Annotated in this window: 24 protein-coding genes and 6 pseudogenes; 13 read left to right on the forward strand and 17 right to left on the reverse strand. The window is 67.7% G+C overall.

Annotated elements, in window-relative coordinates; translation table 11 throughout:
• Nucleotides 1–12 precede the first annotated feature (12 nt).
• The 4 genes from Q4V64_RS00625 to Q4V64_RS00640 form a co-directional block, all read right to left on the reverse strand.
• A complete protein-coding gene (locus Q4V64_RS00625) occupies nucleotides 13–525 on the reverse strand; it encodes a DUF692 family multinuclear iron-containing protein (protein ID WP_124445236.1) in 513 nt (170 codons plus the stop codon).
• A gap of 13 nt (nucleotides 526–538) precedes the next feature.
• A complete protein-coding gene (locus Q4V64_RS00630; RefSeq protein ID WP_124445237.1) occupies nucleotides 539–817 on the reverse strand; it encodes a hypothetical protein in 279 nt (92 codons plus the stop codon).
• Between the two features lie 40 nt (nucleotides 818–857).
• Nucleotides 858–2,048 carry a hypothetical protein gene (locus tag Q4V64_RS00635; protein WP_124445238.1) on the reverse strand — a complete coding sequence of 397 codons (1,191 nt, stop codon included), beginning with the start codon at nucleotides 2,046–2,048 and terminating at the stop codon, nucleotides 858–860.
• Between the two features lie 576 nt (nucleotides 2,049–2,624).
• Nucleotides 2,625–2,747 carry a hypothetical protein gene (locus Q4V64_RS00640; protein ID WP_301184613.1) on the reverse strand — a complete coding sequence of 41 codons (123 nt, stop codon included), beginning with the start codon at nucleotides 2,745–2,747 and terminating at the stop codon, nucleotides 2,625–2,627.
• Nucleotides 2,748–2,883: 136 nt separating this feature from the next.
• Between Q4V64_RS00640 and Q4V64_RS00645 the strand changes: the two genes are divergently transcribed.
• From Q4V64_RS00645 to Q4V64_RS00665, 5 genes are all read left to right on the forward strand, one after another.
• Nucleotides 2,884–4,581 (forward strand): DUF4779 domain-containing protein, encoded by a 1,698-nt coding sequence (locus Q4V64_RS00645; protein WP_124445239.1) that lies wholly within the window; start codon nucleotides 2,884–2,886, stop codon nucleotides 4,579–4,581.
• A 301-nt stretch (nucleotides 4,582–4,882) separates the two neighbouring features.
• On the forward strand, nucleotides 4,883–5,683 hold the full coding sequence (locus Q4V64_RS00650) for an alpha/beta hydrolase (protein ID WP_253267478.1): 801 nt from the start codon (nucleotides 4,883–4,885) through the stop codon (nucleotides 5,681–5,683).
• 357 nt (nucleotides 5,684–6,040) lie between these two features.
• Complete coding sequence (locus tag Q4V64_RS00655; RefSeq protein ID WP_124445241.1) at nucleotides 6,041–6,283, forward strand: hypothetical protein; 243 nt, start codon at nucleotides 6,041–6,043, stop codon at nucleotides 6,281–6,283.
• A gap of 2 nt (nucleotides 6,284–6,285) precedes the next feature.
• The gene (locus Q4V64_RS00660; RefSeq protein ID WP_124445242.1) at nucleotides 6,286–6,831 is read left to right on the forward strand and encodes a Clp protease N-terminal domain-containing protein; all 546 of its coding nucleotides are present in this window, start codon (nucleotides 6,286–6,288) and stop codon (nucleotides 6,829–6,831) included.
• Complete coding sequence (locus tag Q4V64_RS00665; protein WP_124445243.1) at nucleotides 6,828–7,376, forward strand: MOSC domain-containing protein; 549 nt, start codon at nucleotides 6,828–6,830, stop codon at nucleotides 7,374–7,376. The genes Q4V64_RS00660 and Q4V64_RS00665 overlap by 4 nt, the downstream gene beginning before the upstream one ends.
• Nucleotides 7,377–7,397: 21 nt before the next feature.
• On the opposite strand, the gene Q4V64_RS00670 is transcribed toward Q4V64_RS00665, so the two are convergent.
• The 4 genes from Q4V64_RS00670 to Q4V64_RS00680 form a co-directional block, all read right to left on the reverse strand.
• Nucleotides 7,398–7,994: a transposase gene (locus tag Q4V64_RS00670; protein ID WP_306308389.1), complete on the reverse strand. Its 597-nt coding sequence runs from the start codon at nucleotides 7,992–7,994 to the stop codon at nucleotides 7,398–7,400.
• A 69-nt stretch (nucleotides 7,995–8,063) separates the two neighbouring features.
• Nucleotides 8,064–8,198 (reverse strand): transposase, encoded by a 135-nt coding sequence (locus Q4V64_RS54625; RefSeq protein ID WP_348540784.1) that lies wholly within the window; start codon nucleotides 8,196–8,198, stop codon nucleotides 8,064–8,066.
• On the reverse strand, nucleotides 8,165–8,611 hold the full coding sequence (locus tag Q4V64_RS00675; RefSeq protein WP_124445244.1) for a hypothetical protein: 447 nt from the start codon (nucleotides 8,609–8,611) through the stop codon (nucleotides 8,165–8,167). Before Q4V64_RS00675 ends, Q4V64_RS54625 begins: the two co-directional genes overlap by 34 nt.
• A gap of 168 nt (nucleotides 8,612–8,779) precedes the next feature.
• Nucleotides 8,780–9,352, reverse strand: coding sequence for a hypothetical protein (locus tag Q4V64_RS00680; RefSeq protein WP_124445268.1), 573 nt, complete (start codon nucleotides 9,350–9,352; stop codon nucleotides 8,780–8,782).
• 466 nt (nucleotides 9,353–9,818) lie between these two features.
• On the opposite strand from Q4V64_RS00680, the gene Q4V64_RS00685 reads away from it, so the two are divergent.
• The 3 genes from Q4V64_RS00685 (at nucleotide 9,819) to Q4V64_RS00695 (ending at nucleotide 13,469) form a co-directional block, all read left to right on the forward strand.
• The gene (locus Q4V64_RS00685) at nucleotides 9,819–11,057 is read left to right on the forward strand and encodes a site-specific integrase (protein WP_253267479.1); all 1,239 of its coding nucleotides are present in this window, start codon (nucleotides 9,819–9,821) and stop codon (nucleotides 11,055–11,057) included.
• Between the two features lie 120 nt (nucleotides 11,058–11,177).
• Entirely contained in the window at nucleotides 11,178–12,572 is a 1,395-nt protein-coding gene (locus Q4V64_RS00690; protein ID WP_124445245.1) for a hypothetical protein, read from the forward strand.
• 24 nt (nucleotides 12,573–12,596) lie between these two features.
• Entirely contained in the window at nucleotides 12,597–13,469 is an 873-nt protein-coding gene (locus Q4V64_RS00695) for a site-specific integrase (protein ID WP_348540785.1), read from the forward strand.
• Nucleotides 13,470–13,775: 306 nt separating this feature from the next.
• Here the strand turns inward: Q4V64_RS00695 and Q4V64_RS00700 are convergent, their stop codons facing one another.
• Both Q4V64_RS00700 and Q4V64_RS00705 read right to left on the reverse strand, forming a co-directional pair.
• Complete coding sequence (locus Q4V64_RS00700; protein WP_216377727.1) at nucleotides 13,776–13,988, reverse strand: hypothetical protein; 213 nt, start codon at nucleotides 13,986–13,988, stop codon at nucleotides 13,776–13,778.
• Nucleotides 13,989–14,164: 176 nt separating this feature from the next.
• The gene (locus Q4V64_RS00705; RefSeq protein WP_124445246.1) at nucleotides 14,165–14,662 is read right to left on the reverse strand and encodes a hypothetical protein; all 498 of its coding nucleotides are present in this window, start codon (nucleotides 14,660–14,662) and stop codon (nucleotides 14,165–14,167) included.
• A 110-nt stretch (nucleotides 14,663–14,772) separates the two neighbouring features.
• Here Q4V64_RS00705 and Q4V64_RS00710 point away from each other — a divergent pair, with 110 nt between their 5' ends.
• Entirely contained in the window at nucleotides 14,773–15,177 is a 405-nt protein-coding gene (locus Q4V64_RS00710; RefSeq protein ID WP_124445247.1) for a helix-turn-helix domain-containing protein, read from the forward strand.
• Nucleotides 15,178–15,225: 48 nt separating this feature from the next.
• On the opposite strand, the pseudogene Q4V64_RS54630 reads toward Q4V64_RS00710, so the two are convergent.
• Nucleotides 15,226–15,453: pseudogene (locus tag Q4V64_RS54630) on the reverse strand (2-oxoacid:ferredoxin oxidoreductase subunit beta); the annotation flags it as partial.
• 60 nt (nucleotides 15,454–15,513) lie between these two features.
• Nucleotides 15,514–15,657, reverse strand: a pseudogene (locus tag Q4V64_RS00715) (IS110 family transposase); the annotation flags it as partial.
• A 112-nt stretch (nucleotides 15,658–15,769) separates the two neighbouring features.
• Between Q4V64_RS00715 and Q4V64_RS00720 the strand changes: the two are divergent.
• Nucleotides 15,770–16,234, forward strand: a pseudogene (locus Q4V64_RS00720) (DNA helicase); the annotation flags it as partial.
• A 42-nt stretch (nucleotides 16,235–16,276) separates the two neighbouring features.
• Here the strand turns inward: Q4V64_RS00720 and Q4V64_RS00725 are convergent.
• From Q4V64_RS00725 to Q4V64_RS54635, 3 genes and pseudogenes are all read right to left on the reverse strand, one after another.
• Nucleotides 16,277–16,937: pseudogene (locus Q4V64_RS00725) on the reverse strand (transposase).
• A 413-nt stretch (nucleotides 16,938–17,350) separates the two neighbouring features.
• Nucleotides 17,351–17,569 (reverse strand): hypothetical protein, encoded by a 219-nt coding sequence (locus tag Q4V64_RS00730; protein ID WP_253267480.1) that lies wholly within the window; start codon nucleotides 17,567–17,569, stop codon nucleotides 17,351–17,353.
• Nucleotides 17,570–17,681: 112 nt separating this feature from the next.
• Nucleotides 17,682–18,224 (reverse strand): annotated as a pseudogene (locus Q4V64_RS54635) (transposase); the annotation flags it as partial.
• Between the two features lie 554 nt (nucleotides 18,225–18,778).
• Between Q4V64_RS54635 and Q4V64_RS00745 the strand changes: the two are divergent.
• Entirely contained in the window at nucleotides 18,779–18,985 is a 207-nt protein-coding gene (locus Q4V64_RS00745) for a hypothetical protein (RefSeq protein ID WP_172629573.1), read from the forward strand.
• Nucleotides 18,986–19,133: 148 nt separating this feature from the next.
• On the opposite strand, the gene Q4V64_RS00750 is transcribed toward Q4V64_RS00745, so the two are convergent.
• Together Q4V64_RS00750 and Q4V64_RS00755 are read right to left on the reverse strand one after the other, a co-directional pair.
• The gene (locus tag Q4V64_RS00750; protein WP_124445249.1) at nucleotides 19,134–19,562 is read right to left on the reverse strand and encodes an ester cyclase; all 429 of its coding nucleotides are present in this window, start codon (nucleotides 19,560–19,562) and stop codon (nucleotides 19,134–19,136) included.
• Nucleotides 19,563–19,984: 422 nt separating this feature from the next.
• Nucleotides 19,985–20,521 carry an NAD(P)H-dependent oxidoreductase gene (locus Q4V64_RS00755; protein WP_124445250.1) on the reverse strand — a complete coding sequence of 179 codons (537 nt, stop codon included), beginning with the start codon at nucleotides 20,519–20,521 and terminating at the stop codon, nucleotides 19,985–19,987.
• A gap of 210 nt (nucleotides 20,522–20,731) precedes the next feature.
• On the opposite strand from Q4V64_RS00755, the gene Q4V64_RS00760 reads away from it, so the two are divergent.
• Both Q4V64_RS00760 and Q4V64_RS00765 read left to right on the forward strand, forming a co-directional pair.
• A complete protein-coding gene (locus tag Q4V64_RS00760) occupies nucleotides 20,732–21,553 on the forward strand; it encodes an AraC family ligand binding domain-containing protein (RefSeq protein WP_124445251.1) in 822 nt (273 codons plus the stop codon).
• Between the two features lie 737 nt (nucleotides 21,554–22,290).
• A pseudogene (locus tag Q4V64_RS00765) lies at nucleotides 22,291–22,532 on the forward strand (Tn3 family transposase); the annotation flags it as partial.
• Nucleotides 22,533–22,547: the final 15 nt, after the last annotated feature.

The following is a 22,547-nucleotide window of genomic DNA, read 5'->3' on the forward strand; positions in this document are numbered from 1 at the left end:
ATCGAGGGCGAGTCAATCCTGAAGCACGAACGCGCCGTCGGACAGGTCGCCGGGCCGCGGCCGGAGGTAGTTCGCGCCGATCTCCACGGCCAGGGGCACCGGAAGCGCATCGGCCATGGTGCGAATGGACCGGGCGGCCGCGTGGGCGCCCGCCTCCGTCTGGCAGGGCGGCAGCATGAACCCGGTGTGGAACCAACCCATCCGGTCCGCCACCCGGTTGAAAGCGAGATGCTCACTGGCCCACGGCGCGTGCAGCCTCCCGGCCAGCTCACCGAAGAGCGCCGTGTGCCGCGGGTCGGGAAGGCAGGAGCCGCCGACCGGATTGCCGACCCCGTGCAGCAGCCGCGCGCCGGGAAGGTCCGAAAGCCGTCCCAGCACGTCCTCGTCGACCGAGATCTCGCCGTCTCCGCGGACCCGCCACAGACTCTGCGGTTCGATCTCGACGACATCGAGCAGGTCGGCAACCTCGTGGAGGATGTGGTCGAGACCTGGTACGTAGGTGAGCCCCACCCCTAGTCTCGTCACGGTGTTCCCTGGGTCAGCGGATCAACGGGGCAGCCACCGCCGGCTGGACCTGGCCTTCCGTATCCACCACGAAGTCGCGGGCGATAGTGATGCGAAGGTCCCTCCCCGAGTGGCACGTGGGGCACCCCAGCTGCGTCATCACGTCCTTGATCACATCCTGCATCTTGTCCAGGTCGTTGGCCACGGACACCGGCACCGTGACGTTGACCGCCGCCAGCCACGGGTCCGGCACCGGTCCAGCCAGCGTGCGCTGGGTCCCGGCTGCGGGCGCGTTTGCGAGGCCGCTGGTCACAGGCAGCGATGGACCCGCAAGGCTGCGGCGGTGACACCAGCTAAGAAGAAAGCCCGCCGGGGCTGGCGGTGAGGACACTGCCGCGGATGGTCGTGTCGCCGCTGTCCGCCATGTCCGCCCACGACAGGAACACGCTGCCCAGATCGCCGATGCTGCCCGGATCGCCGTTGCCGAACACGGCGGCGGCACTCAGGTGGAAGCGATTGCCGTCGGTGCCGGAGCTGATCTGGACCTTGGGGCCGATCTCGAGCTCGGTGTCCGAGCACAGCTGTGCCATCACGGTCGGCACCGTCTGGACCGTGTCCGCGCTCTTTTCCACCCAGGCAAGTACGAAACGCCCGCCCGGCAGGGCCGTCAGCGCCGGAGAGCTCCGGTGGAAGTGCTTCGGTGAGCCCGCGGAGGCGCTGAGGATGACCTCGCCGTCCGCCGGATCGATGACGCTGGCCACGGCTGTGGTCTGGAGGACCCCGAGGTCGCTCAGCACCGTCGATTTGATGTGTGCGGCGACGAAACGCCCGTTGTCGAGGGCCGTCAGCGCGCTGCGCCCCGTGAAGCCTGTGAGGTTGGGATGCCTCTCGCCGGTCCGGGGTGTGCCGTCGATTCCGAAGACGCGGTAGACGAGCCCGCCGCCTCCCACCGGCTCGCCGTTCGTCCAGGCGATGACGTAGTCCCCGTTGCTCAGCAGCGTCACAGCCGCATTGCGATGGAAGGCCGCGGTGGTGTTCACGGCGATCTCGGGGCCCGTCTTCTGCCCCTCGGGCGTGAAACGCTGCGCGCGAATACGCTGCTGCTCCCCGCCGCCCGTCCAGGTGACCAGGCAGCCGCCGTCGATCATACGGGTGACCGTGGGCGGGAACTCGGGGTCGATGGAGTCGGTACTGACCTGGATCGGCTGCCCGGCGGGCTGCCCGTCGAAGAACCGCCGCAGCACCACCACCGGGGTCGGCGGAGGGAGGTTGAAGGGTTGCTCGATCCACGTGGCGAAGGTGTTCATGCCGACGGAGTCCTGGAAGGGCCACCGTCGGTTCGTATTGCCGCCGGCCGGGGTCACCTCGCTGGCGAGGAACTCCGTACCGACCTTCGCTCCGGCGGCGTTGACCCGCTGCCCCTTGATACCAGCGTCGGCATCATCCGCCCAGAGCGCTGTGAACAAGGCGTTGGTGTTCAGCGCGTCGGCGCAGGGCTGCGACTGGCCCCCCACGACGGACGTGTTCACGATGAAGTCACCCATGACCGTTCTCCAATGGTCCAAGCCCGCACGCCACTCGGCACGGCCTTCCCCAGCACAGCCCCGCCGCGGTGCGCCCGCAATCCGACCGCGGCCATCCAGGGATGACACCCTGGCCGAGCGCTGGATCCTTGACTGGATGTACAGCAACGGCGCCCACAACACCCGGGGCCGGCTGGCGCAGGGGCCCGGCCGGTGCCGCATCCTCTGGCGGCGGTCCGACGGTCCGCACCCCATGCCGGGCCATGCACACCGCGAAGACACCCAGGGCCCTCCGCTTCCAGCACGGCGTCGGCCCGGGCGACTGGGGCCGGCTCACCGCCAGGTCGCCGGCCGTAGCAGCAGTTCAGACGTCATGTCGGGGGAATCCACGCCCAGGGTTGTTCAGATGCGGATGTGGAGCGCATAACGGACACTGGTTGAGGCGTAGCTTCAACTCGGCCACGACCACCGGAGGTTCCTTATCCTGGCCGACATGCGAGGAGACTCGGCATGCCCGGACCTCTTGCGCGGATCGCGGCCGCGCTCGGCCGCGCAGCGGCAATCGCCAGTAGTCAACGCAGGCTAAGTACATTTCGCCTACCGAGCAGTCTTCACGTATTCGCCTTCGGCGGCATGGCCGACACCGGGTGTCGAGTCGGGGATTTCGTCGCACAACGCAGCCTGCCCCAGCACCATCACCACATATGCGGCTTCGGACATGCGCAGCCCGATCCTTATCGGAAACAGTTTCCGCAGCGCGAGGACTCCCTTTCCGCGGATCCTGCATTTACTAATGCATACCGCCGATCGGAGTTGCAAGCGGTCTCGACGTCGAACGAGATGGAGTTGAATTACCATGATATACGACCTGCTAGCCGGCAGTTGGACCTATCGCAGCTTCATCAATCGACCCGACCTCCTGCCCGACCTCAATCCCAAGCACATCGTGAAGGACGACGTCGACAAGTGGTCCCGATACCTCTTTGGCCAGGGAGTGATGACGTTTCATCCAACGGTCACGGGCGCGCTCACAGGAGTGTTCGAGATGGGCACCGATGAAAGTCCGCTCGATATGCATCTGAATGGCAAGATCGAGGATCGCGACGGAGTCATCTGGATCCAGTGGAACGCCCATGGCTTGCCCGAAACGCCGAGCGACGGCTGGTTGTACGAGTACGACGGGCGCTACACCGCCAAATGGCCGGACGGCCGCCGGCAGGTCGACGCGATCATTGGCTCGGTCGTGCGCAGCCAGCAGCACGACGACCTCGCGCCGAACCAGACGCTCGATCGCATGGCCCAGAAAGGCAGCGTCGCCTCGTTCATCATGGTGCGCACCGCATTCGTCGAGGCACGCGAGGCGATTCCGCTTCCTCCCGAGATGCTCGAAATGGTGGGCTCGCGGCACCACCGCCTGCACCACGCGATCTGGCACGGACTGCGGGACAATTGGGTCAACCCGAGCGAGGGCGCCGATATTTCGGAGAGCGACAAGGTGGAGATCACCAAGCTCGGTTGGGCCCCGCCGCACCCGAACCAATTCCCCACGCGCGGAACCGTCGACCTGCGCGAGCCGGACAACGGCGCCGGTGAGGATTTTCTCTACATGCATCGCCAGATGATCCAGGAGGTCCGCAAGCTGCTGAGCGAACACGGTCTGCCCATGATCCAGGCGTGGACGTCCATTCCCTCCCCGAAGCGGCAGTCACGGAATCGCGACGGATTTTCCGTGCCCCCGGCCTGGGATCAAGGGAACGGTGATGCCGGCTTCAAGGGGCTGGCGATCATCAAGAGCGATGAGTACTGGCAATCACGGATGACGTTCCTTGAGCGACAATTCAAGGATCCGAAATACCTTGCGACACTGTCCCTCGACCAGCTCGGGGCGAAGATCGAATGGTTGATCCACAATCTGATGCACATCCGGTGGTGCTCGCTTCCCACGGACCCGGACCCCGAAAGTCCGCTCACGCCGCTGCCGGGCGGCCGGCCGCTTACCGAAACGTCCGACAAGTGGATCAAGACGGCGCGCGGTGGCAAGCCGTTTTACTACGACGACCTCAACGACACGTTCTCCTCACACGTACACCCGGTCTTCTGGCGCCTGCACGGCTGGGTCGACGACCGCATCGAAGATTGGTACGCGGCGCACGCCGCCGCGCATATGGGGCAGGTCACTCGCAAGACCGTGGGAGGCATTTCGTGGTTCGCCAAGGGACCCTGGGTCAGCGTCGAGACACCGTGGGTGGGCCCGGCGATCGCTGGACATGGAGGTGGCCACGACTGCGATCAAGAACACGGTGACCACGACCGCGATCACGAACACGAAGACGACGCCGGCGGTCACGAACACGGAGACCACGCCGGCGGTCACGAACACGAAGACCACGCCGGCGATCACGAACACGGAGGACAGGGGCACCCCGGATACGACGTCGCCGTCATGCAGCGGGTCTACGATCTGATCTTCAAGCCTGAGACGACAGCAGAGGCCGCGGCGTCAGGAACGATGGCAACGCGCAGTGTCCAGTTCACGGGCAAGGTCTTCGGTTAGCGATATCGTCGAACCACCGGTCGCACACCAGTGAAAATCGCCTACGCCTTCACTCAGGGCGCGCGCGGCGCCCTCCAGCTTGTCCAGATGGCCCGTGGTCGTGTTCTGAGGCGCGAGGATGAGAAGCAGCCGCTGGACTATCGATTCCAAGGGATCGACTGCGCGCATGAGGCGAGGGAGCCCAAGTGCGGTTGTGACGCCAGACTTGGACTCCCTCACTTCTGGAAACGCGCTTAGACCGCGACGACCGCGAGGGCGAACGACTGGCTGCTGCTCGCCCCGAACTGCCATGGTGGACGGCGTGATCGCACCACAGACCATCGTCATGCGCGGCCGCAGCTTCTCCTACATGGACTTCGGCGGGCCAGGGCACCCGGTCGTCGCGCTGCACGGCACCTTCGGCCGCGCACTGCAGTTCGGCCAACTCGCCCAGCGGCTGGCGCCGGACTACCGGATCATCGCGCTCGACCAACGCGGGCACGGCCTCTCCGAGCAGGGCGGCACATTCAGCCGTTCCGACTTCGTCGCCGACGCCGCAGAGTTCATACGGCGACTCGAACTGGCGCCGGCGCTTGTCATCGGCCACTCCCTCGGCGGAGTCAACGCCTTCCAGTTGGCCGCGTGGCACCCCGACCTCGTACGTGCCATGGTCCTTGAGGACACGCCGGTGGTCACCGACGCCTCCGAACTGACCCAGCCGGTCGTGGACACCACCGGCTGGCCACCCCCGGCCGCCACTCGACAGAAACTTGCCCAGAGCTTCGCCGCGATGGAAATGCCTGCCTTCGGCTACTTCATGGACAGCGCCGTCGAGCGGGACGGCACATGGACCATGTGCTTCAACTACGCCGACATGATGGCCACCCAGTACGGCAACGTGGGCCGTTGGTGGGACGACTGGCTTGGCTCCGCCCAGCCTGCCGCGCTGTTGCACGGCGCACTCAGCCCGCTGCTCTCGGCCCAGCTCGCCGCGGGCATGACTGCCGAGAGACCCGGTACGGAGCTGGTGGAGTTCCCCGGCTGCGGCCACTGGATCCACCGCGACGACCCTTCCGGCCACGCTCTCGCCGTCCGCACCTTCCTGGACCGCGTACAAGCCTGACGGGCCGGGCGTTCGGGGCTGTGCCGATGTGCCTCCGAGATCACGAAGCCAGACTGGAGTCCTAGGGTGTGTTGCGAAAGTGCTGGTCACAGCCATTCGTTGACAGCTGCGATCAGCACGGTCGCTTCGTAGCGGATCGCGAGTTCGTCGTAGCCGTTCCGCAGCGCGCGGCGCGATGATCACGCCCGAGTGCGAACACCCCGCGCCACGGTCCGCGCCGGGGCCGGTGACGTTGCGTCCTGTGTCTGCTCCCGGGGCGTCGGCACGATCCACAGCCCTGACACGGGTATCCGGGATTCCGGATACCCGTGTCAGGGTTCCTTGACATTCACTGCGTGTCAGGGCAGCCTGACACGCATGGGAGCTGAGGACACCCCGGCCTCGCTGGCCGGCCTGGTCACCGACAAGGACCCCGCCGTCGGCTTGGAGGCCGTCGTCGCGTTGCGCCGTCTCCTGGAGGAGCTGGAGCGGCTGCACGTCGACAACGCCCGCCGCCAGGGCTGGTCGTGGCAGAGCATCGCCACGTCCCTGAACGTCAGCAGGCAGTCGGTGCACGAGAAGCATTCAGGCAGGCGCAAAGCCATGGGTATGGAGGAGTAGGAGTGTTCGAGTTCTTCACCGATCACGGGAAGCAGGCCGTGACGGCCTCCCAGGACGAGGCGATCGCCCTGGGGCACGACTTCATCGGCACCGAGCACCTCCTGCTCGGCCTCCTCGCCGCCGACTCAGGGACGGCCGCCGGGGTGCTGCACGGGCAGAACGTCGACCTGGAGCGGGCCAGGCAAGAGACCGTACGCGTCCTGGAGGCGGCCGGGATCCCCGTCTCGAAAGCGCAGCCCGCGCGCGACGCCCTGTCGTCGCTCGGCATCGACGTCGCGGAGATCCAACGCCAGGCCGACACCTCTTTCGGCCCCGGCGCCTTCCAGTTCCCCAGGCCCATTTACACCCCCGAGGCCCGCACAGCACTGACGAACACCCTCAGCGAGGCCCGAGCACTGGGCCGCGACGCGTTCGGCACCGAGCACATCCTGCTCGGCCTGCTCACCGTGCCCGAAGGCCACGCCCTGAAGGTTCTGGCCTCCTTCCGGGTCGACCCTACGACCCTGCGCGAGACGATCCTCGCCCACGCCACCCAGGAGGGGCCGTGAGCGCGGGGCGCGTCACAGCGGTGAGCCGCAACGCCACGTACGCGTTCAGCAAGCCCAACCACCCGTCCGTCAGGCTGCTCGCCGGCCTCGGAGTGGAGGGGGACGTCCACGCCGGCGAAACTATCCGCCACCAGTTCCGCATGACCTACGAACCGGACCTGCCCAACCTGCGCCAGGTCCACCTGATGCACGAGGAACTCTTCGAGGAACTCGCGCTCAAGGGCTACGAGGTCTCCGCGGGACAGCTCGGCGAGAACATCACCACCCGTGGAGTGGACCTTCTCGCCCTGCCCACCGGGGCACTGCTGCGCCTGGGAGCCGACGCGGTGGTCGAGGTGACCGGACTGCGCAATCCCTGCTCGAAGATCAACGACTTCCGGACCGGTCTGCTGGGCGAGATGTTCGCCCTGGACCCGCGCTCCACCGAGTTCACCTTCAAATCCGGTGTCATGGCCGTCGTCCGCCAGAGCGGAACCGTCCACCCCAACGATCCCGTCGAGATCGAACTTCCGGCTCACCCACACCGCGCACTGGAACGCGTCTAGGGTCTGTTGTGAACGTACTGGTCACAGCCATTCGTCGATGGCTGCGACCAGCACGGTCGCCTCGAAGCGGACGGCCAGGTTGTCGTACCGGGTGGCCACCGCCCGGTGTCGCTTCAGCCGGTTGATCCCCCACTCCACCGCGTGGCGTTCCTTGTCGTCCTCCTCGTCGAAGGTCCGCGGTCGGCCGACTCGGGAGCCGAGCCTCTTGCGGTTGCGGACCTGGTCGGTCTTCTCCGGCATAGTGCACCCGATTCCGCGTCTGCGCAGGTAGGAGCGGTTCGCGCGGGAGCCGTAGGCGTTGTCAACGCGAACCTTGTCGGGTGTGGTGCGGGGCCGTCCGGGCCCGGTGCGGGGGACACGGATGCGTTCGAGGACCGGCTGAAACTCCGGGCTGTCATGCCGATGTCCGGTGGGGATCAGCAGCGACAGGGGCTTCTGCCCCTGCTCGGTCGCGAGGTGGATCTTTGTCGTCAGGCCGCCCGGGAAGCGTCCGAGCCCGTGATCGTCCGGCTCGGTGTCGTTCCCGCCGGGCGACTCGCGCTGCAGATCCCTTTTTATGCGCGCCGACCGGCGTGCTGATGGGCGCGGCAGACGGTCCAGTCCACGCTGACATCCCAGGTGATCAGGCCTTTCGCGTCGGCCTGGACCTGCAGTTGCTCAAGGATCTGCTTCCACGCGCCGTTGCGCTCACCTCCGAAAGAGGTCGTAGACGCGCTCCCAAGGGCCGTACCGCTCGGGCACGTCACGCCACGGCGTGCCGGCCCGAGTCCGCCACCGTATGACGTCGATCAGCTGCCGATCCGCCAGATCCCCACGCGACACAGCACGTGATCAGGCACAACCTTGATCCACTTTCGCGACAGACCCTGGTACTCCAGTTGTACTTCGCTGTTGCCGCTGGCCAGAGGCTGGTTTCTGAGCGTACTCAGCTGACGCGTTGTCATGTGGCGGGAGTTCGTGACCGGCGGCTTGTGATCGCTGTTGTGCTGATCGTCCAAGACGATGTGCGGCCCGGTGTCTGGGCTTCGGAGCTTGAGGAGGTGCTGTTGCGGGTCGGTCACCGGTTCGGCCGGGTCGATCTGCGGCGGCGTCGCCGCCATGCAAGCCCAGGCCCAAGACGCAAAGGGGGCCGCAAAAACGGATCTTTCCTCGTCCCGCTCAGCCTGGCAGAGATCCGCAGGCTCCTGGCGACTTGCCGCCCCAGGACAAGCCACCACCGCCAGCACACCCGTCATGCCCTGAGGTGCTCCTGCTTCCGACGCCGACACCAGGCCACCGCCATGCGCTGCCACTACAAACGCCGCACCGCCGGTCACGAACTCCCGCCACATGACAACGCGTCAGCTCAGTACGCTCAGAAACCAGCCTCTGACCAGCGGCAACAGCGAAGTGCAACCGGAGTACTAGCTCGTCCAGCTGTGGGCCACGTCGACCACGACCCGGTCGTCCAACTGGATCACACGGAACGGCAGTCGGGCGCGCACACCAAGACCGACCTGCGTCTGGCCCTCGAAGGTGCCGCCGAACCGGGTGTCCCGGAAGGTGCTGTACCCGCTGATGTTCACGCCGGGCAGGGGTTCGCCCACCTCGCCCGGGTAGGTCGGCACGCCGGCCTCCAGGTCGTAGCTCCACGCGCCGACGCGGATGTCCAGGATCGCTCCGCCGGTGACCGGTATGTACTCGCCCGAGGGGTCCGCGTAGAACCGGTCCACGTACTGAACGTGGTAGCCGATCTGGTCGCCGCCGGGCACGTCGAACACGATGCGGTCGTAGCACTCGTGCTGTCCGGTCCTGATGTCCTCCAGGTGATCGGCCCCCATGGCGGCACCGCCCTTGGCGCCGCTGCCCCAGCCCGTGGGGCAGGCCGCCGCCGCGCGCGAGCCCTCCGCCGGGGCGGCGCCCGCGGTGCTCGCCGCCGTCCCCAGCATGGATCCCGCGAGCACGAGCACCGCCACTGCCGCTCCGATACGCCGCATCATGTCCCCCTTAGTCACGCTTGGCCGTGTAACTCTGATGTTGGGTCAGACGGCCTGCGGAGTCGGAAGGTTGTATGCCAGACAGGGGCAAATAGGGAGTCTCGCCGTCCGCCTTTCACCTGCTCATTCGCCTTCATCCTGAAGACAAGTCAAGTCGCTCGGGGTCGACGCCCCGACCGGGTAGGCCTGCCTGCGGCTCCTGGAACCGACCGCCGTACCGAAGTCCTCGACGGCTGCCCGGACACAGTCATCGATCGGGACAGCTTTACCAGCGCTACCAGGACGGCATGGAGGACTTGTTGACCGAACTACCGGATCGCGGCAGGTCGCCTCCCGGCGCTGACGCACGGTAGCGAGATCCGGTCGTCGGCAGCCCCGGTGGGACCGAAGACCCGAGCCACGCCACGGCCCTGATGTGCTGTCATCACGTGCTGTGGGAGTTTTCGGCAGCTCGGTGGAGGCTCGGGTGCACGAGGTCGGACAGCTACGGGACGTCACGATGCTGGCGGTGCCGAAGGTCGGCCGGGTCCAGGAGACCGGCAGCGTATCCCTGCCGTACCGGCTGCTCGACCGCGACGGGGGCGAGGTGGCGGCGGTCAGCGAGTTCCTGCTCGACATGCTCGCCAACGACGACAGCCCGGCCTCGCTCCGCTCCTACGCCTACGAGCTGCTGGCCTGGTTCCGGTTCCTGTGGGCGGTGGAGGTGCCGTGGGACCGGGCGAGCCGAGTGGAGGCCCGCGACTTCGCCCTGTGGCTGCAGACCGTCAAGAAGCCGCCGCGGCCCCGCCGACCGGACGCGCCGCCGCCCGGGTCGATCAACCCGGTGACCGGCAAGCGGTATCCGGGCGAGCACTACGCGGCCCGGACCCGGCGGCACGCGCGCGCCGTCGTCCGCAGCTTCTACGAGTACCACCGGGAGACGCACGGCCGGCCGCTGCTCAACCCGTTCCCGAGGGCCAGGCGGGCTGAGGACGAGCATCTCAACGCCCACCACAACCCGATGCACCGCTTCCGGCAGCCGGCTCGGAGGGCTCCCTACCAGCCGAAGGAGCCCCGGCGGGCACCGCGCGGCATCCCCGACCAGGCGTTCAACGAGCTCTTCGCGGCCCTGCCCTCGCACCGCGATCGGGCCCTGGTCGCGTTCTACATCTCGGCCGGCCCGCGGGCCTCGGAACTGCTCGGGGTGACCCGCGACCGGGTCAGCCCCGGAGACCAGACCATCGGGGTCGTCCGGAAGGGCTCGCGGGCCCTGCAGTGGATCCCGGCATCCAGCGACGCGTTCGTGTGGCTGCGGCTCTACCAGCAGCAGATCCGCCCGCTGGCCCTGGACGGACCCGACGAACCGCTGCGGCGACCGCTTCGACCGCCGAGCTACGACGCCGCGCGCATGGTCTTCACCCGGACCAACGAGAAGCTGGGGGCGAACTGGACTTTGCACGACCTTCGGCACAGCGCGGCCAAGCGCATGGTGCGCGACCCGGCGCTGTCGATCACCGATGTCCAGTGGGTCCTCGGCCACCTGCACGTCGCCACCACCGAGCAGTACCTCGAACCGGTCCAGGACGAGGTCGTGGCGCAGATCCTGGCCCACCACGCCCGCCAGGCCGCGGAGCCTCCCTGGCCTGTGATGCCGGCGCCGGGCTACCGCTCGGAGGTCCTGCAGACCTTGCTCGGCACGGCCGTTCCGAGCGGAGGACCGGCGTGACCACCGCGATGTCGGACACCCTCGCGCTGCCCCGGGCCCGGTCGGTACGCGTTCCCGCCGGGGCAGGAGCCGCGCGAGGCGCCGACGACCTGGGGGCAGACCGAGCAGCCGCCCGAGCTCGTGCTGGAGCGCACGCTCGCCCTGCCGTTCGCCGCCGTCAGCGACGCCAACCAGCGCACCCGCCGCCGCGGCCTGGTGAAGCTGCTCGACTGGCTGCAGGACCAGCCCGGCCGCACCTGGCAGGACCGCTGGCTCGCCAGCGGCGCCGAAGCGGCCGGCCGGGAGTGGACCGGGCTGCCCATGCAGTGGCTGGCCGACCGTCAGCACGCCCGTAACTACGACCGCATCGACTTGTGCTGCGGCATGATCCCGCTCCTGGGCGGGCAGGCGGTCCGCCCGACCTACCGCTGGCTGCTGCGGCAACGGCCCTCCCAGCTGCTGGCCCACATCCGCACCGCCACCGACCCCGACGGGTTCGCCCGGCTCACGGCCCGGTACGCGCAGTCCGGACGGGCCGGGGCCAACGACTGCAACAACGCGCTCAACCGCGTCACCTGGATCCTCGCCCGTAAGGGCGGGACCATCCAGGACATCACCATCGGCGACTGCGTCGAGCTGCAACACGCCATCGGCGAGCACCAGGCCAACGGCTACCACGGCAAGCACCTCTTCTACGCGCTCCTCGCCGAGACCGGCGTCTTCGGCCCCGGAGCCCCCGCCCGGTTGAAGACCGTGATGCTGCCCGGGCAGCAGACGCCAGCCGCGATGGTCGACCGGCACTCCATCGCCTGCACGCCGGTGCGCGACCTGCTGGTCGACTACCTCACCGAACGCGCCACCGAGGTCGACTACACGACCTTGGAGGACATGGCCCGGACCTTGGCCGGGATCTTCTGGCGCGACCTGGAGACCCACCACCCCGGCATCAACTCGCCGCGGCTGGACGCGGACACCGTCGCGGCCTGGCGGGAACGGGTGGCCGTGATCCGCGACCGGCACGGCATCGCGATCCGCCCCCGGGACAACACGCACTCCGTCTTCACCTGGGTCCGCGCCTTCTACCAGGACCTCGCCCGCTGGGCCGCCGACGACCCGGGCAGGTGGGGGCCGTGGGTGGCCCCGTGCCCGGTCCGCGACAGCGACACCGAGCACGGCAAGTCCCGCGCCCGCCGCAAAGCGGCCATGGACCAGCGCACCCGCACCCTGCTGCCCGCCCTCCCGGCCCTGGTCACCGCCGTCGAGCAGCAACTCAAGGCTGCCGCTGCCCGCCTCGCCCGCGCCCGGCAGGCTCCGGCCGGCACCTCGTTCACCACGCCGGAGGGCCGGCTGTTGGTGCGCTGCCGCGGCGCCTCGGCCCGCGTTCTGGCCGACGATCCCGCCACCGGCCGGCGCCGCGATCTGACCGTCGAGGAGGAACACGCCTTCTGGGCCTGGGCAGTCGTCGAAGTCCTGCGCCACACCGGCATGCGCATCGAGGAGGCCCTGGAGCTGACCCACCACAGCTTCGTCGCCTAGCGGCTGCCGACCACCGGCGAGATCGTGCCCATGCTCCAGGTCGCCCCGCTCGACCAGGAGCGACTGCTGCTGGTCTCCCCGGAGCTCGGCGAAGTGCTCACCGCCATCATCCAGCGCGTCCGCCGCGGCCAACCGGCCATGCCGACGGTCAGCGCCTACGACACCCTGGAGCGGCTGTGGAGCGCACCGATGCCGTTCCTCTTCCAGCGGCCCGTAGGCCCCGAAGACCGCGCCATCCCCCGCAACTACATCTACACCTGCCTTGACAACGCGCTGGCCGCGAGCGGACTGACCGCCCCCGGCGACGAGCCGCTGCACTACACCCCGCACGACTTTCGCAGGATCTTCGTCTCCGACGCCCTGCGCTCCGGCCTGCCACCGCACATCGCCGCCCGTATCTGCGGCCACCAGACCGTCGACACCACGCTCGGCTACGCCGCGATCTACCCGGAGGACGTCATCACCCACCACCGGGTCTTCATCGCCCGCCGCCGCTCGCTGCGGCCCAGCGAGGAGTACCGCGAGCCCACCGCCCAGGAGTGGCGCGACTTCCTGGACCACTTCGAGCTGCGGAAGGTCGCCCTGGGCGTGTGCGCACGCGACTTCGGCACCCCGTGCGTCCACGAGCACGCCTGCATCCGCTGCCCCGTCCTACGGCCCGACCCCGCGCAGATGCCCCGGCTGGAGGAGATCCACGCCAACCTGCTCGACCGGCTCCGCGAGGCCAAGGAACAGGGCTGGCTCGGCGAGGTCACCGCGATCGAGGCCAGCCTCGCCGCCGCCGAGCACAAGCTCGCCGCCATGCGCGACCTCGCCCCGCGGCACACCACCGTCCACCTCGGCATGCCCGACTTCCGCACCACCGCTGGCCGACTCACCCCTGTCAGGAAGGAATGACAGCCATCCATGAACCTGGTCCGCCGGTGGTAGGCGCGCGACAGACTGTGCGCCTACCACGGGTCCAGCCAAGGTACGTGCAAAACGGGCCATGAGATGATCTTGAAGGTCGATTCACTGTCAGCCGGTTCGGAGGGCGGCGAAGGCGGCCTGAGCTGCTTCGGCGGCTTCCGGGTACGCCTGGCGCTTCTCGTGTTCGGCGAGCGCCCGGTGGATGCTGGCCAGGCCGGGGTTCTGGCCCTTGCGCTTGCCGGTAGGGATGATCAGGTCGATCTGCTCGACGGACTCGCCCGCCGCCCGGCGCCGTCACACCTCGGAGGCGTACACCTTCGGCGTCCGGCACTTGCCGCCCATCCGCCGCCGGTGCGAAGCGGCGACGTCCCCGACATGCTGCCGTCCGGAGCCGACATACCTGTCGCCACACGTGTCGCAGCGCCAGTGGTAGACCTCCGAGCGGGGCAGGGCGTCGGGCTCGCGGTTGGACGTGATCGCCTTGAACAGCAGCTTCAACAGGTTCATCGTCGTCGTTCTCCTCGTCTGGGTGGCCCCGACCCTTGGCGGGGCCATCACATCGTTCCGTAGGGGTCCAGCCAAGGTGACGCCAAAAGCCGCCACGGGATGATCTTGAAGTCCTGGTGGGGTTGAGCCAAGGTACGTGTGATCGGGGCCATGGCCCCGATCACACGTACCTTGGCTCAACCCCCTACCACCGGCGGAGTCAGGCGATGACGAAGGGGATGAACGCCACCTCGGCACGGGGAGCACTGCCCGGATCTCCGCTGCCCCGGACAACGAAACCCCACTGCCGGTCCTCGTGGCCCGGTGTAGAACTTGCACTCGGAGATCGACACGTTGCGGTCTCCGACTCGGATCAGGATGTCCGTCTTGCCCTTGCCGTTCAGGGTCTCGCCCGTGGACTGCCCTTCAAAGTAGGCGTCGAGGGCGACGAGCAGCACGTCTCGCAGCCGCTCCTCAGGCATGTCGGAGGTCAGGAGGCCCAACCGCTCCATCGCGTTGCGGGCACCCCGCAGAAGCCTGAGGGATTCCGCGTACGCCCTGGCGTCGTGCCGCGCCACCTCGGGCCGCCACTCGCCGACCGGCAGGATCTGGAGGGTCGGGCTGACCTGGTAGCCGTCCCGGGCCAGCGCGGCTGTGACCTTCGCCAGCGTCCCGTCCCAGCCGTAGGAGCCCATTGCAGTAAGCGCGCCAGGCTTGCAGCTCCTCGGCGTTTAGCCAGCGAGTCTCCTCCATGTGGAAACCTAGCTCTGTTTCAAGTTTGAATCAAATGCAGTAAGGTACTGGCATGTCGGTAAGCCGCCCCCTGGATCTTCCTCCAATAACCAAAGCGCTGCGCCCCTTGCACCTGCTGCTGGAGCATGTCACCAGCCGCTGGGGGATGCTCGTACTGATCCACCTCCTCCACCGTCCGCACCGCTTCAGCGAGCTGCGCCGGGCGGTCGGACACGTCAGCGAGAAGATGCTGGCCCAGACCCTGCAGACGCTGGAGCGCGACGGCCTGGTCCACCGCGACGCCAAGCCGGTCATCCCGCCCCGCGTCGACTACTCCCTCACCGACCTCGGCCGCGAGGCGGCGGAACAGGTGCGGACCCTCGCGTTCTGGACCAAGGAGCGGATGGAGCGGGTCGAGAAGGCCCGCGACGCGTACGACGAGGCCCGGGCCGCGGACCACGACTCACGGGCCTCGTAGCGGGAAACCGTAGGGGCAACCCATAGCGGGCAACCTTTTGTACGGCGCTCAGCCGACGACCGTCCAGGTGTCCCCGCCCGCCAGCAGTGCCGCCAGATCCCCCTCCCCCTGCCGCTCCACCGCCGTGTCGAGCCGCTCGGCCTTGAGCGTGCCGTAGACCGGCCGCTCGACGGTCCAGAACACCCCAATGGGCGTGTTGCGCAGCGTGTCGGGGTCGGCGAGCCGAGACAGCACGAAGGCGGTGGTCGGTGACGCGGGATGGGCGTCGTGGACGAGGCGTCCGGGTGGTCCCCGCCGACGATCACTTCCAGATTCCGCTGAAGACGAGGGCTGTCTCAGCCGGGTCGGGGAGCCGAAGGTCTGCAGCAGGGCCAGGACGGCCGGGTGCCGCAGGCGGGGCCCGAGGACGCGTTCGAGAGCAGGATGGATGGAGGTGAGCAGGCCGCGCAGCCGGCCGGATACGGCACCCGCCTCACCAGAAACCTGAAGCCGCATCAACCACTCCGCCCCTTCGCGCGGCCGCCGACCGCGCCCTCCCCCTGCTGTCCCCCGGCCGACACGCAAGGCCCCACCCAGTACGAGGACACCCTTCTTGAACCCCACTGACGAGCAAGCCGCCGACGCCTTCCACGCCGGCAACCACCTGGCACTGCAGGCCGGCGCGGGCACCGGCAAGACCACCACGCTCGCACTGCTCGCCCGCTCCACCCAGCGCCGCGGCCGCTACCTCGCCTACAACCGCGCCATCGCCGAAGACGCCCGCGCCAGCTTCCCCGCGACCGTCACCTGCAAAACCGCCCACGCTCTCGCCTACGCCGCCGTTGGCCACCGCTACACGCGCCGCCTGAACTCCCCACGCCGACCGGCCTGGCGAACCGGGTGCGACCTCGGCCTGACCGACTCCCTCCGCATCGGCGGCCGTGACATCTCCCAACGCACCCTCTCCAACGCCGCCCTGCGTACCGTCACTCGCTTCTGCCACACCGCCGAGCGCACCATCGGTCACCACCATGTGCCTCGGCTCCGCGGCCTGGACGACCCCGACCACCATGCCGAACCCTCAGAGGGCGTTTGATGTAGGTGAATTGCCGTTTATTTCCTAGTAGGTTCCTCGCCAGGTGGGTGTGGTCTCGTCCGTTATGCGCTTGGCGAGGTTGTCGATCGAGGCGATGTGGATCATGGCTTCGGAGCTGGCGGGTAGGGTCTCGTAGTCGCGGGCGAGACGGCGATGCATCATGATCCATCCGATACTCCGCTCCACTACCCAGCGCCTTTTGACGACATGAAAGCCACGGATTTCAGGGTTTCTGTTGACGACTTCGACGTCGATTCCAAGCTTCGCCCCGTGCTCGACGACGGCGTTCTTGAAGCCGGTGTCGACCCAGCTCTTGGAGATGGTCGGGTAGGTCTTCTTGGCCTGGTCGAGGAGTTGTATTCCTACGGCGTTTTCCGACAGGCTTGCGGCGGTGACGGTTACGGCGAGGAGCAGGCCGAGCGTGTCGGTGATGATGCCCCGCTTCCGGCCGACGATCTTCTTCCCTGTATCGGTTCCCTGGCTGGTCAGGGGCGTGTTTGTGGAGGTCTTCACGCTCTGGGTGTCGATCACGGAGGCGGTCGGTTCGGGCTTGCGCCCTTCCTTGACGCGGGCCAGGCCGGTCAGGTCGTAGTTGAGCGTCGCGCAGTTCGACCTGGGCCGGCTGGCCGGTGGGTCTGCGATCGAGGCGGGCTTTCCTCCAGGCGGATAAGGTCGGTTCGATCAACGCCCATCAGGCGTCGGACAGGTCGCTGGGGTACGGCTTCCGCTGGCTCACGAAAGGGCTCCTACACTAACAGCGCCGCTGACAGCGTTACTTGACCAGCTGGGCGTTTCTGTGACGTCCATAGACCAGACGGAATCTGGGTGCGAGACACGGAGCAAATGGGCGCCGAGGCCGGAGCCTGGAAGGCCGTGAAGCTGCATGTAGGGCACAAATCACTTCAAAGAGACCAAGTCGCGAGAGCGACGTAACACCGCAAGCCATACCTAAATGCCCACTCAGTGGGCGGTTCGTAAGGCGATGTCCGTTTCTGGTTGAGGTGGGAGCAGGGACGCTGGTGGAGGTTGTGCCGGCTATTGCTTCCTGGCGAAGTTGCCGGTGTCGGCCTCGGTGAGGATCCCGAGTTTGACCAGGCGTTACAGCTTGGCGCGGGTGCCTTCGACGTTTTTCGGCCGCAGTTCGTGGCCGAGGGCTTCACAGACGTCCTTGGCCCGTAGCGGCCCGGTCGCGTGGTTGAAGGCGGCGAGGATGCGGGGGTAGTCCGGGTGCTCGGGCAGGTCCGGCGGGGAGGCGGGGAACCGCTCGGCGAGGTCGGTGACGGTCTTGCGGGTGATTGTGAAGTGCTCCAGGTGCATCTCGGCCTCCCGCAACCGGGTCTGCAGGTCGTCGATCTGTGCGCGGAGGTCGTCGGCCAGGGCCGGGCGGCGTCTTCCTGGAGGTCCAGGGCATCGAGCAGGGGCCGGATGTTCACGCTGCCACCGCCTGCGCCGTGCGCCAGGTGGGGGCGTTCGCGCCGGTGAGGCGTCGGGTCATGACGTGGGTCATCGCCCAGTAGACGCGGGAGGCGGAGGAGGAGGGGCGGTGCTCGTAGTCGCGGACCAGGCGCCGGTGCAGTATGAGGATCCCGTAGGTCTGCTCGACCCTCCACCGCTTCGGCTGCGGCACGAACCCCTTGTCCTGCGGGTTGCGTGCGACGATCTAGACGTCGATGCCCAGGCCGGCGCCGTGCATGACGACCTGGTTCTTGAAGCCCTGGTCGACCAGGGCTTTGCGGACGGTTCCGCCGGCGTGCTCGGCGACCTGATCCAGCAGGATGATGCCCGCGGCGTTGTCGTGGGTGTTCGCGGCGAGGACGACGACCGCGATGACCAGGCCGAGGACGTCCACGGCTAGTCCGCGTTTGCGGCCGGGCACCCGCTTGGCAGGATCGTGGCCACTCGTGGAGGCGGGGACCCCGGCGGCCACATGGACACTCTGGGTGTCCAGGACCACCAGGGTCGGGTCCTCCAGTCCCAGCGTCACCTGGACCTCAAGAGCGACTTCTACGCACAGGTCAAAGCCCGCGGACAGTTGCCGGACTCCGAAATCCGCCTACGAAAGCAGATCGTCAAGTTGAAGGAGCTGCGTCAGGACGACGCGAAGGAGCTGGGCCAGCTACGGACCGACGTCGAACATCTCGTCCGCGTCGTCAACCAGCTCTCGTCGGAAAACCGACAACTACGAAATGCATTGGCTCAGCCTGACTCGCGCGTCAGAGCCCTTCCGACCCAGCCACACCCGAGCCGTATGCCATGAACGGGGCTCGATGAGCCCCGCCCCGGACCAAGAAGCGCATGAAGTCAGCGGGCTGAGGACCGTCCCGGCGGATAGAAGGCCGCCGGGACAGCCGGGACGAGGAGCGGTTCGTCTACGAAAGGGTCCGCGCCCGCAGCGAAATACCGGGCGGCGAAAGACGTCTTCGCCAGCAGATCTGCAAACTGAAGGAACTCCGGGCGGCAGATGCCGAGGACCTTCGCCAACTACGGGAGGACAACGAAGCCCTTGTCGGAGCACTTCACTAGGCGATGACGGAGAACCGAGGCTCGACGCTGCTGGAGCTGCCCGATCCGCAGCCGCCGGCGCCGCCGGCCCCGAAGCTGCCGGACCATCCGGCCTACCGGCAGATCATGGCGGTGTTCACCTCGGCCGACGCGCCGCTGCGGGCGCGGCGGGTGTGCGAGGCGATGGACATGGAGATCGCGCCCAGCGACATCGACAACACCCGCCTGTAGCTCAAGCGGATGACCGAGCGCGGAATCCGGTCGAGACCAAGCAGAGCTTGTTCGCCCAGTCGCGGCCGTAGCCGCCCGGCGACGCTGCGGCCGGCCCGCCTGCTCCTCCCGAAAGGGTGGAACAGACATCAACTCACGTACGACCCTCTCAGGACTGCAGCTGGGCGAAGAGCGTCGCCAGGTCGATGAGGCCCCAGTGCTCGGTGAACTTCCCGTCTGCCACCTTGTACATGCGGAGCTCCAGCACCTTGATCGATCGGCCGGTGGCGGGAGTGCCGTTGAAGGGCCCGGTGTTCGTGCCGGTGAGGATGAAGCTGATCGCGAACCAATCGTCCTCGGCGATGACACGGACGGGCGTGACGGCGAAGTCGGGGACCGCGTCGAGGAACGATGCCAGCACCGCGCGGGTCTCCTCGAGGCCGGTGGCGGTGCCGTCGGCAGCGTGGCTGCGGAAGTCCGGCGAGTACAGGGCGAACAGAGCGTCGAGGTCACGCAGGTTGACGAGCTTGACGTACTCATCGGCAAGTCGGTGCAAGTCGGCGGTGGACGCTTGGGTTTCGACGTTCGAGGAAGACATGTGCTTCTCCAATGTGGATGGACGGAGCGGCTCCGCCCCGGTGATGGACAGTGGAATCGGGTCGAACTGGCGGGTTGGACGAGCAGGGCGCCTGGAGCAGAACGGAGCGAAGTGGGTCTCTCCCGTCCACGTGGTCGCCGGGGCCGGAGGAGGCGGAACCGACTACCGCTTCCGCTTCTTCCGCGCCCCGACAACCGCATCTACTCCATCGCTCAAAGCAACATCACCAGCTGACCGCTCGCCCGCCACTGCGGCGGGGACTTGAACCGCCCGGGAGAGCCTCTGCGGCAACTGGCATACCCCTGTGGAGCCGGGCTGTTCTGCACCAGCAGAGGACTCCGCCGCCACGCGCCTACCGCCATGCCGGGCAGGAGGCCGCCGACCCTCTTGTAAGACCACGGAAAGCACGCGGCGGGGCACGGTCAGGCGAAGGACGCGAGGAGTTCGCGGTAGTCCTTGGCCGTGGAGAAGACATCCTCGTCGGAGAGGCCGAAGGCGGCGCCGTGCAGGACGAACAGCGGCTGGAGGTCGAACTGGCACAGGCTGAGCGTGGCGTGCCAGGGGGCCAGGATCTGGTCCATCGTGAACCCGATCGATCCGTCGAGGCTGTAATCCTCGGCCTGACCGCCGATGGTGACCGCCAGGACGGCCTTCTTGCCGGTGGTCCGCGTCGGCTTGCCCTCGTAGTTGAACGCCCAGCCATGGGTCAGGACCGCGTCCTGCCACTGGCGGAAGATCGCGGGCGTGCTGTACCAGCGCAGCGGGTGCTGGAAGACGATCACGTCGTGCTCCGCGAGCAGTGCCCGCTCGGCGTCCCCGTCGATCTCGAAGTCGGGGTAGAGGGCGGACAGGTCGCGCACGGTGACGTGCTCCAGGTCGCGTACGGCGTCGACGAGTGCCCCGTTGTGCCTGGAGGCGGACAGATCGGGATGACCAACGAGCAGAAGAACCTTGGACATGGTGAAAGAACCCTTACGTGGAAACGGTGGGAGGCGGTCGTACCCGGGCCGTCAGGCCAGGGACGCCGACGCCACAGCGGTGGCGCCGGCGCGTACGCCTCTCGCGGTCGGGCGCCCGAACCGGCCGGTTCGGAGGTTGTGCCGCCCGAGTAACTTGATGCATCAAGTGAATCCGCCAGAGTCCATTCCTCCCAGGTACACTCGGGACTCGTGACAGTCATTACCGGACACGTCATCCCACGAGTCGGCTACCAGCGCCTGGGGCCCCAGCCCGGTCTGGGCATCGAGGTGGCGACCACGGACGAGACACGCGAGCGTGCCGAGTGTGCGGGCCCTCACCGCCTCGACTTCCACCAGATCGCCTTGGTCACGGCGGGTTTCGACGATCACGAGGTCGACTTCGTCCCCTACTCCTGCGCGCCGGGGACACTGCTGTGGATACGGCCCGGCCAGGTCCAGCGCGGCTTTCCCCCGCCCGGTCTTTCAGGATGGCTGATCTGGTTCACACCGGACTTCCCGCAATTGCCCACGACCGACCACCTGCTGCGCGACCCCGTTCGGACCGTGCGTAGAGATCTGGACAAGGAGGAGCAGAGTCGGCTGGTCACCCTCATCACCGAGCTCCACGCCGAATCGACCGCGACCTCTCCCGACGCCCACCTGCTCCGACACCTGCTCGCCGCCGTCATCCTGCGCATTCGCCGACTATCCGCCCCCGCCGACGCACCCGACCCGGGACACGGAGGGGACATCTACACCCGTTTCCTCCAGGAGATCGAAGGCTCCTACGCCTCCACCCGTCAGGTCGAGGACTACGCCGCCCGGCTCGGCTACACGGCGCCAAGACCCTCACCCGGGCATCCCTGGCCGCCACCGGACACTCCGCGAAACACATCGTCAACGCCCGCGTCCTGCTCGAAGCCAAACGTCTGCTCGTCTACACCGACCGGACCGTGCTGTCCATCGCCACCCGGCTCGGCTTCACCGAAGCCAGCAACTTCGGCAAGTTCTTCACCCGCCACACAGGGGTGACCCCACTGGAATTCCGCAAGGCCAGCACCACCGTGTGACCACGACCAGCGGGACCACATCCGGTCGTGCGCCAACGGGCCGTCCCGGAGGAGCAGGTGGGATGCGGGACGGTCACGAGTTTGGTCTTGAGCCCACGTAGTGGTCAGCGTGCTGCCGGCCCCAGCGGCAGGCTGGGGCCGGCAGCGTGGCTCGGGTTGCCCAGATCCTTAGTGGGCGGTTCGTAAGGCGATGTCCGTTTCTGGTTGAGGTGGGAGCAAGGTCGCTGGTGGAGGTTGTGCCGGCTATTGCTGGTGCACTCATCCAACATGCCCTCGAATGCGCGCAGGGCCCGCTGTACCTGTCCCTCGTCGGTCCAGTCAACGCCTTCGGCGAAGGAGCTGAAGACCTGCTTGCGAGCTCCACCCGAGCGAGTCTGCGCGGCCTCCACGGGAGAGAAGCCCTCACCTGTCCAGCATGCTCGCAGGGGACTCAGCTCGATGATGGAGCTGAGCTCCCAGAATAGCTGGCGCGTCCGGGCGCTGACTATCTCGACAGCTGTATCCATCGGGCCAGGTTAGGAGCCTGGACCGTGTCGGTGACGACGTTTCAGGTACATCGCTCTCTGCACGTGGAGGCTCCATCGGAGGAGAGCGCCGACACGCCCGACGACACTCAGCTCTCCAACTTCTCCACCACTACTTTCCGTGGTGGAGAAGGGAGTCAGCCGGTTCAAGGCGGTGCTGGGCTAGTTCGGATAAGACCAGATCGGCGCGCTCGGCCCGGTCCTGAACGCGCTCGTACTGTTCAACACCCGCTACATGGACGCCGCTGTGAACCAGCTGCGCGCGACCGGCTTCGACGTCCGTGACGAAGATGTGGCCCGCCTCTCCCCGTTCGTCCGGCATCACATCAACATGCTCGGCCGCTACTCCTCCCAGCTCCCGACCTGCCCGGCGGTCTGCGTCCGCTGCGCGACAAAGACGTGATCGACGAGGAGTGACAGGCCCTGGCCCGC

This window comes from Streptomyces sp. NL15-2K (assembly GCF_030551255.1).
In the GTDB taxonomy this organism is placed as follows: Bacteria; Actinomycetota; Actinomycetes; order Streptomycetales; family Streptomycetaceae; genus Streptomyces.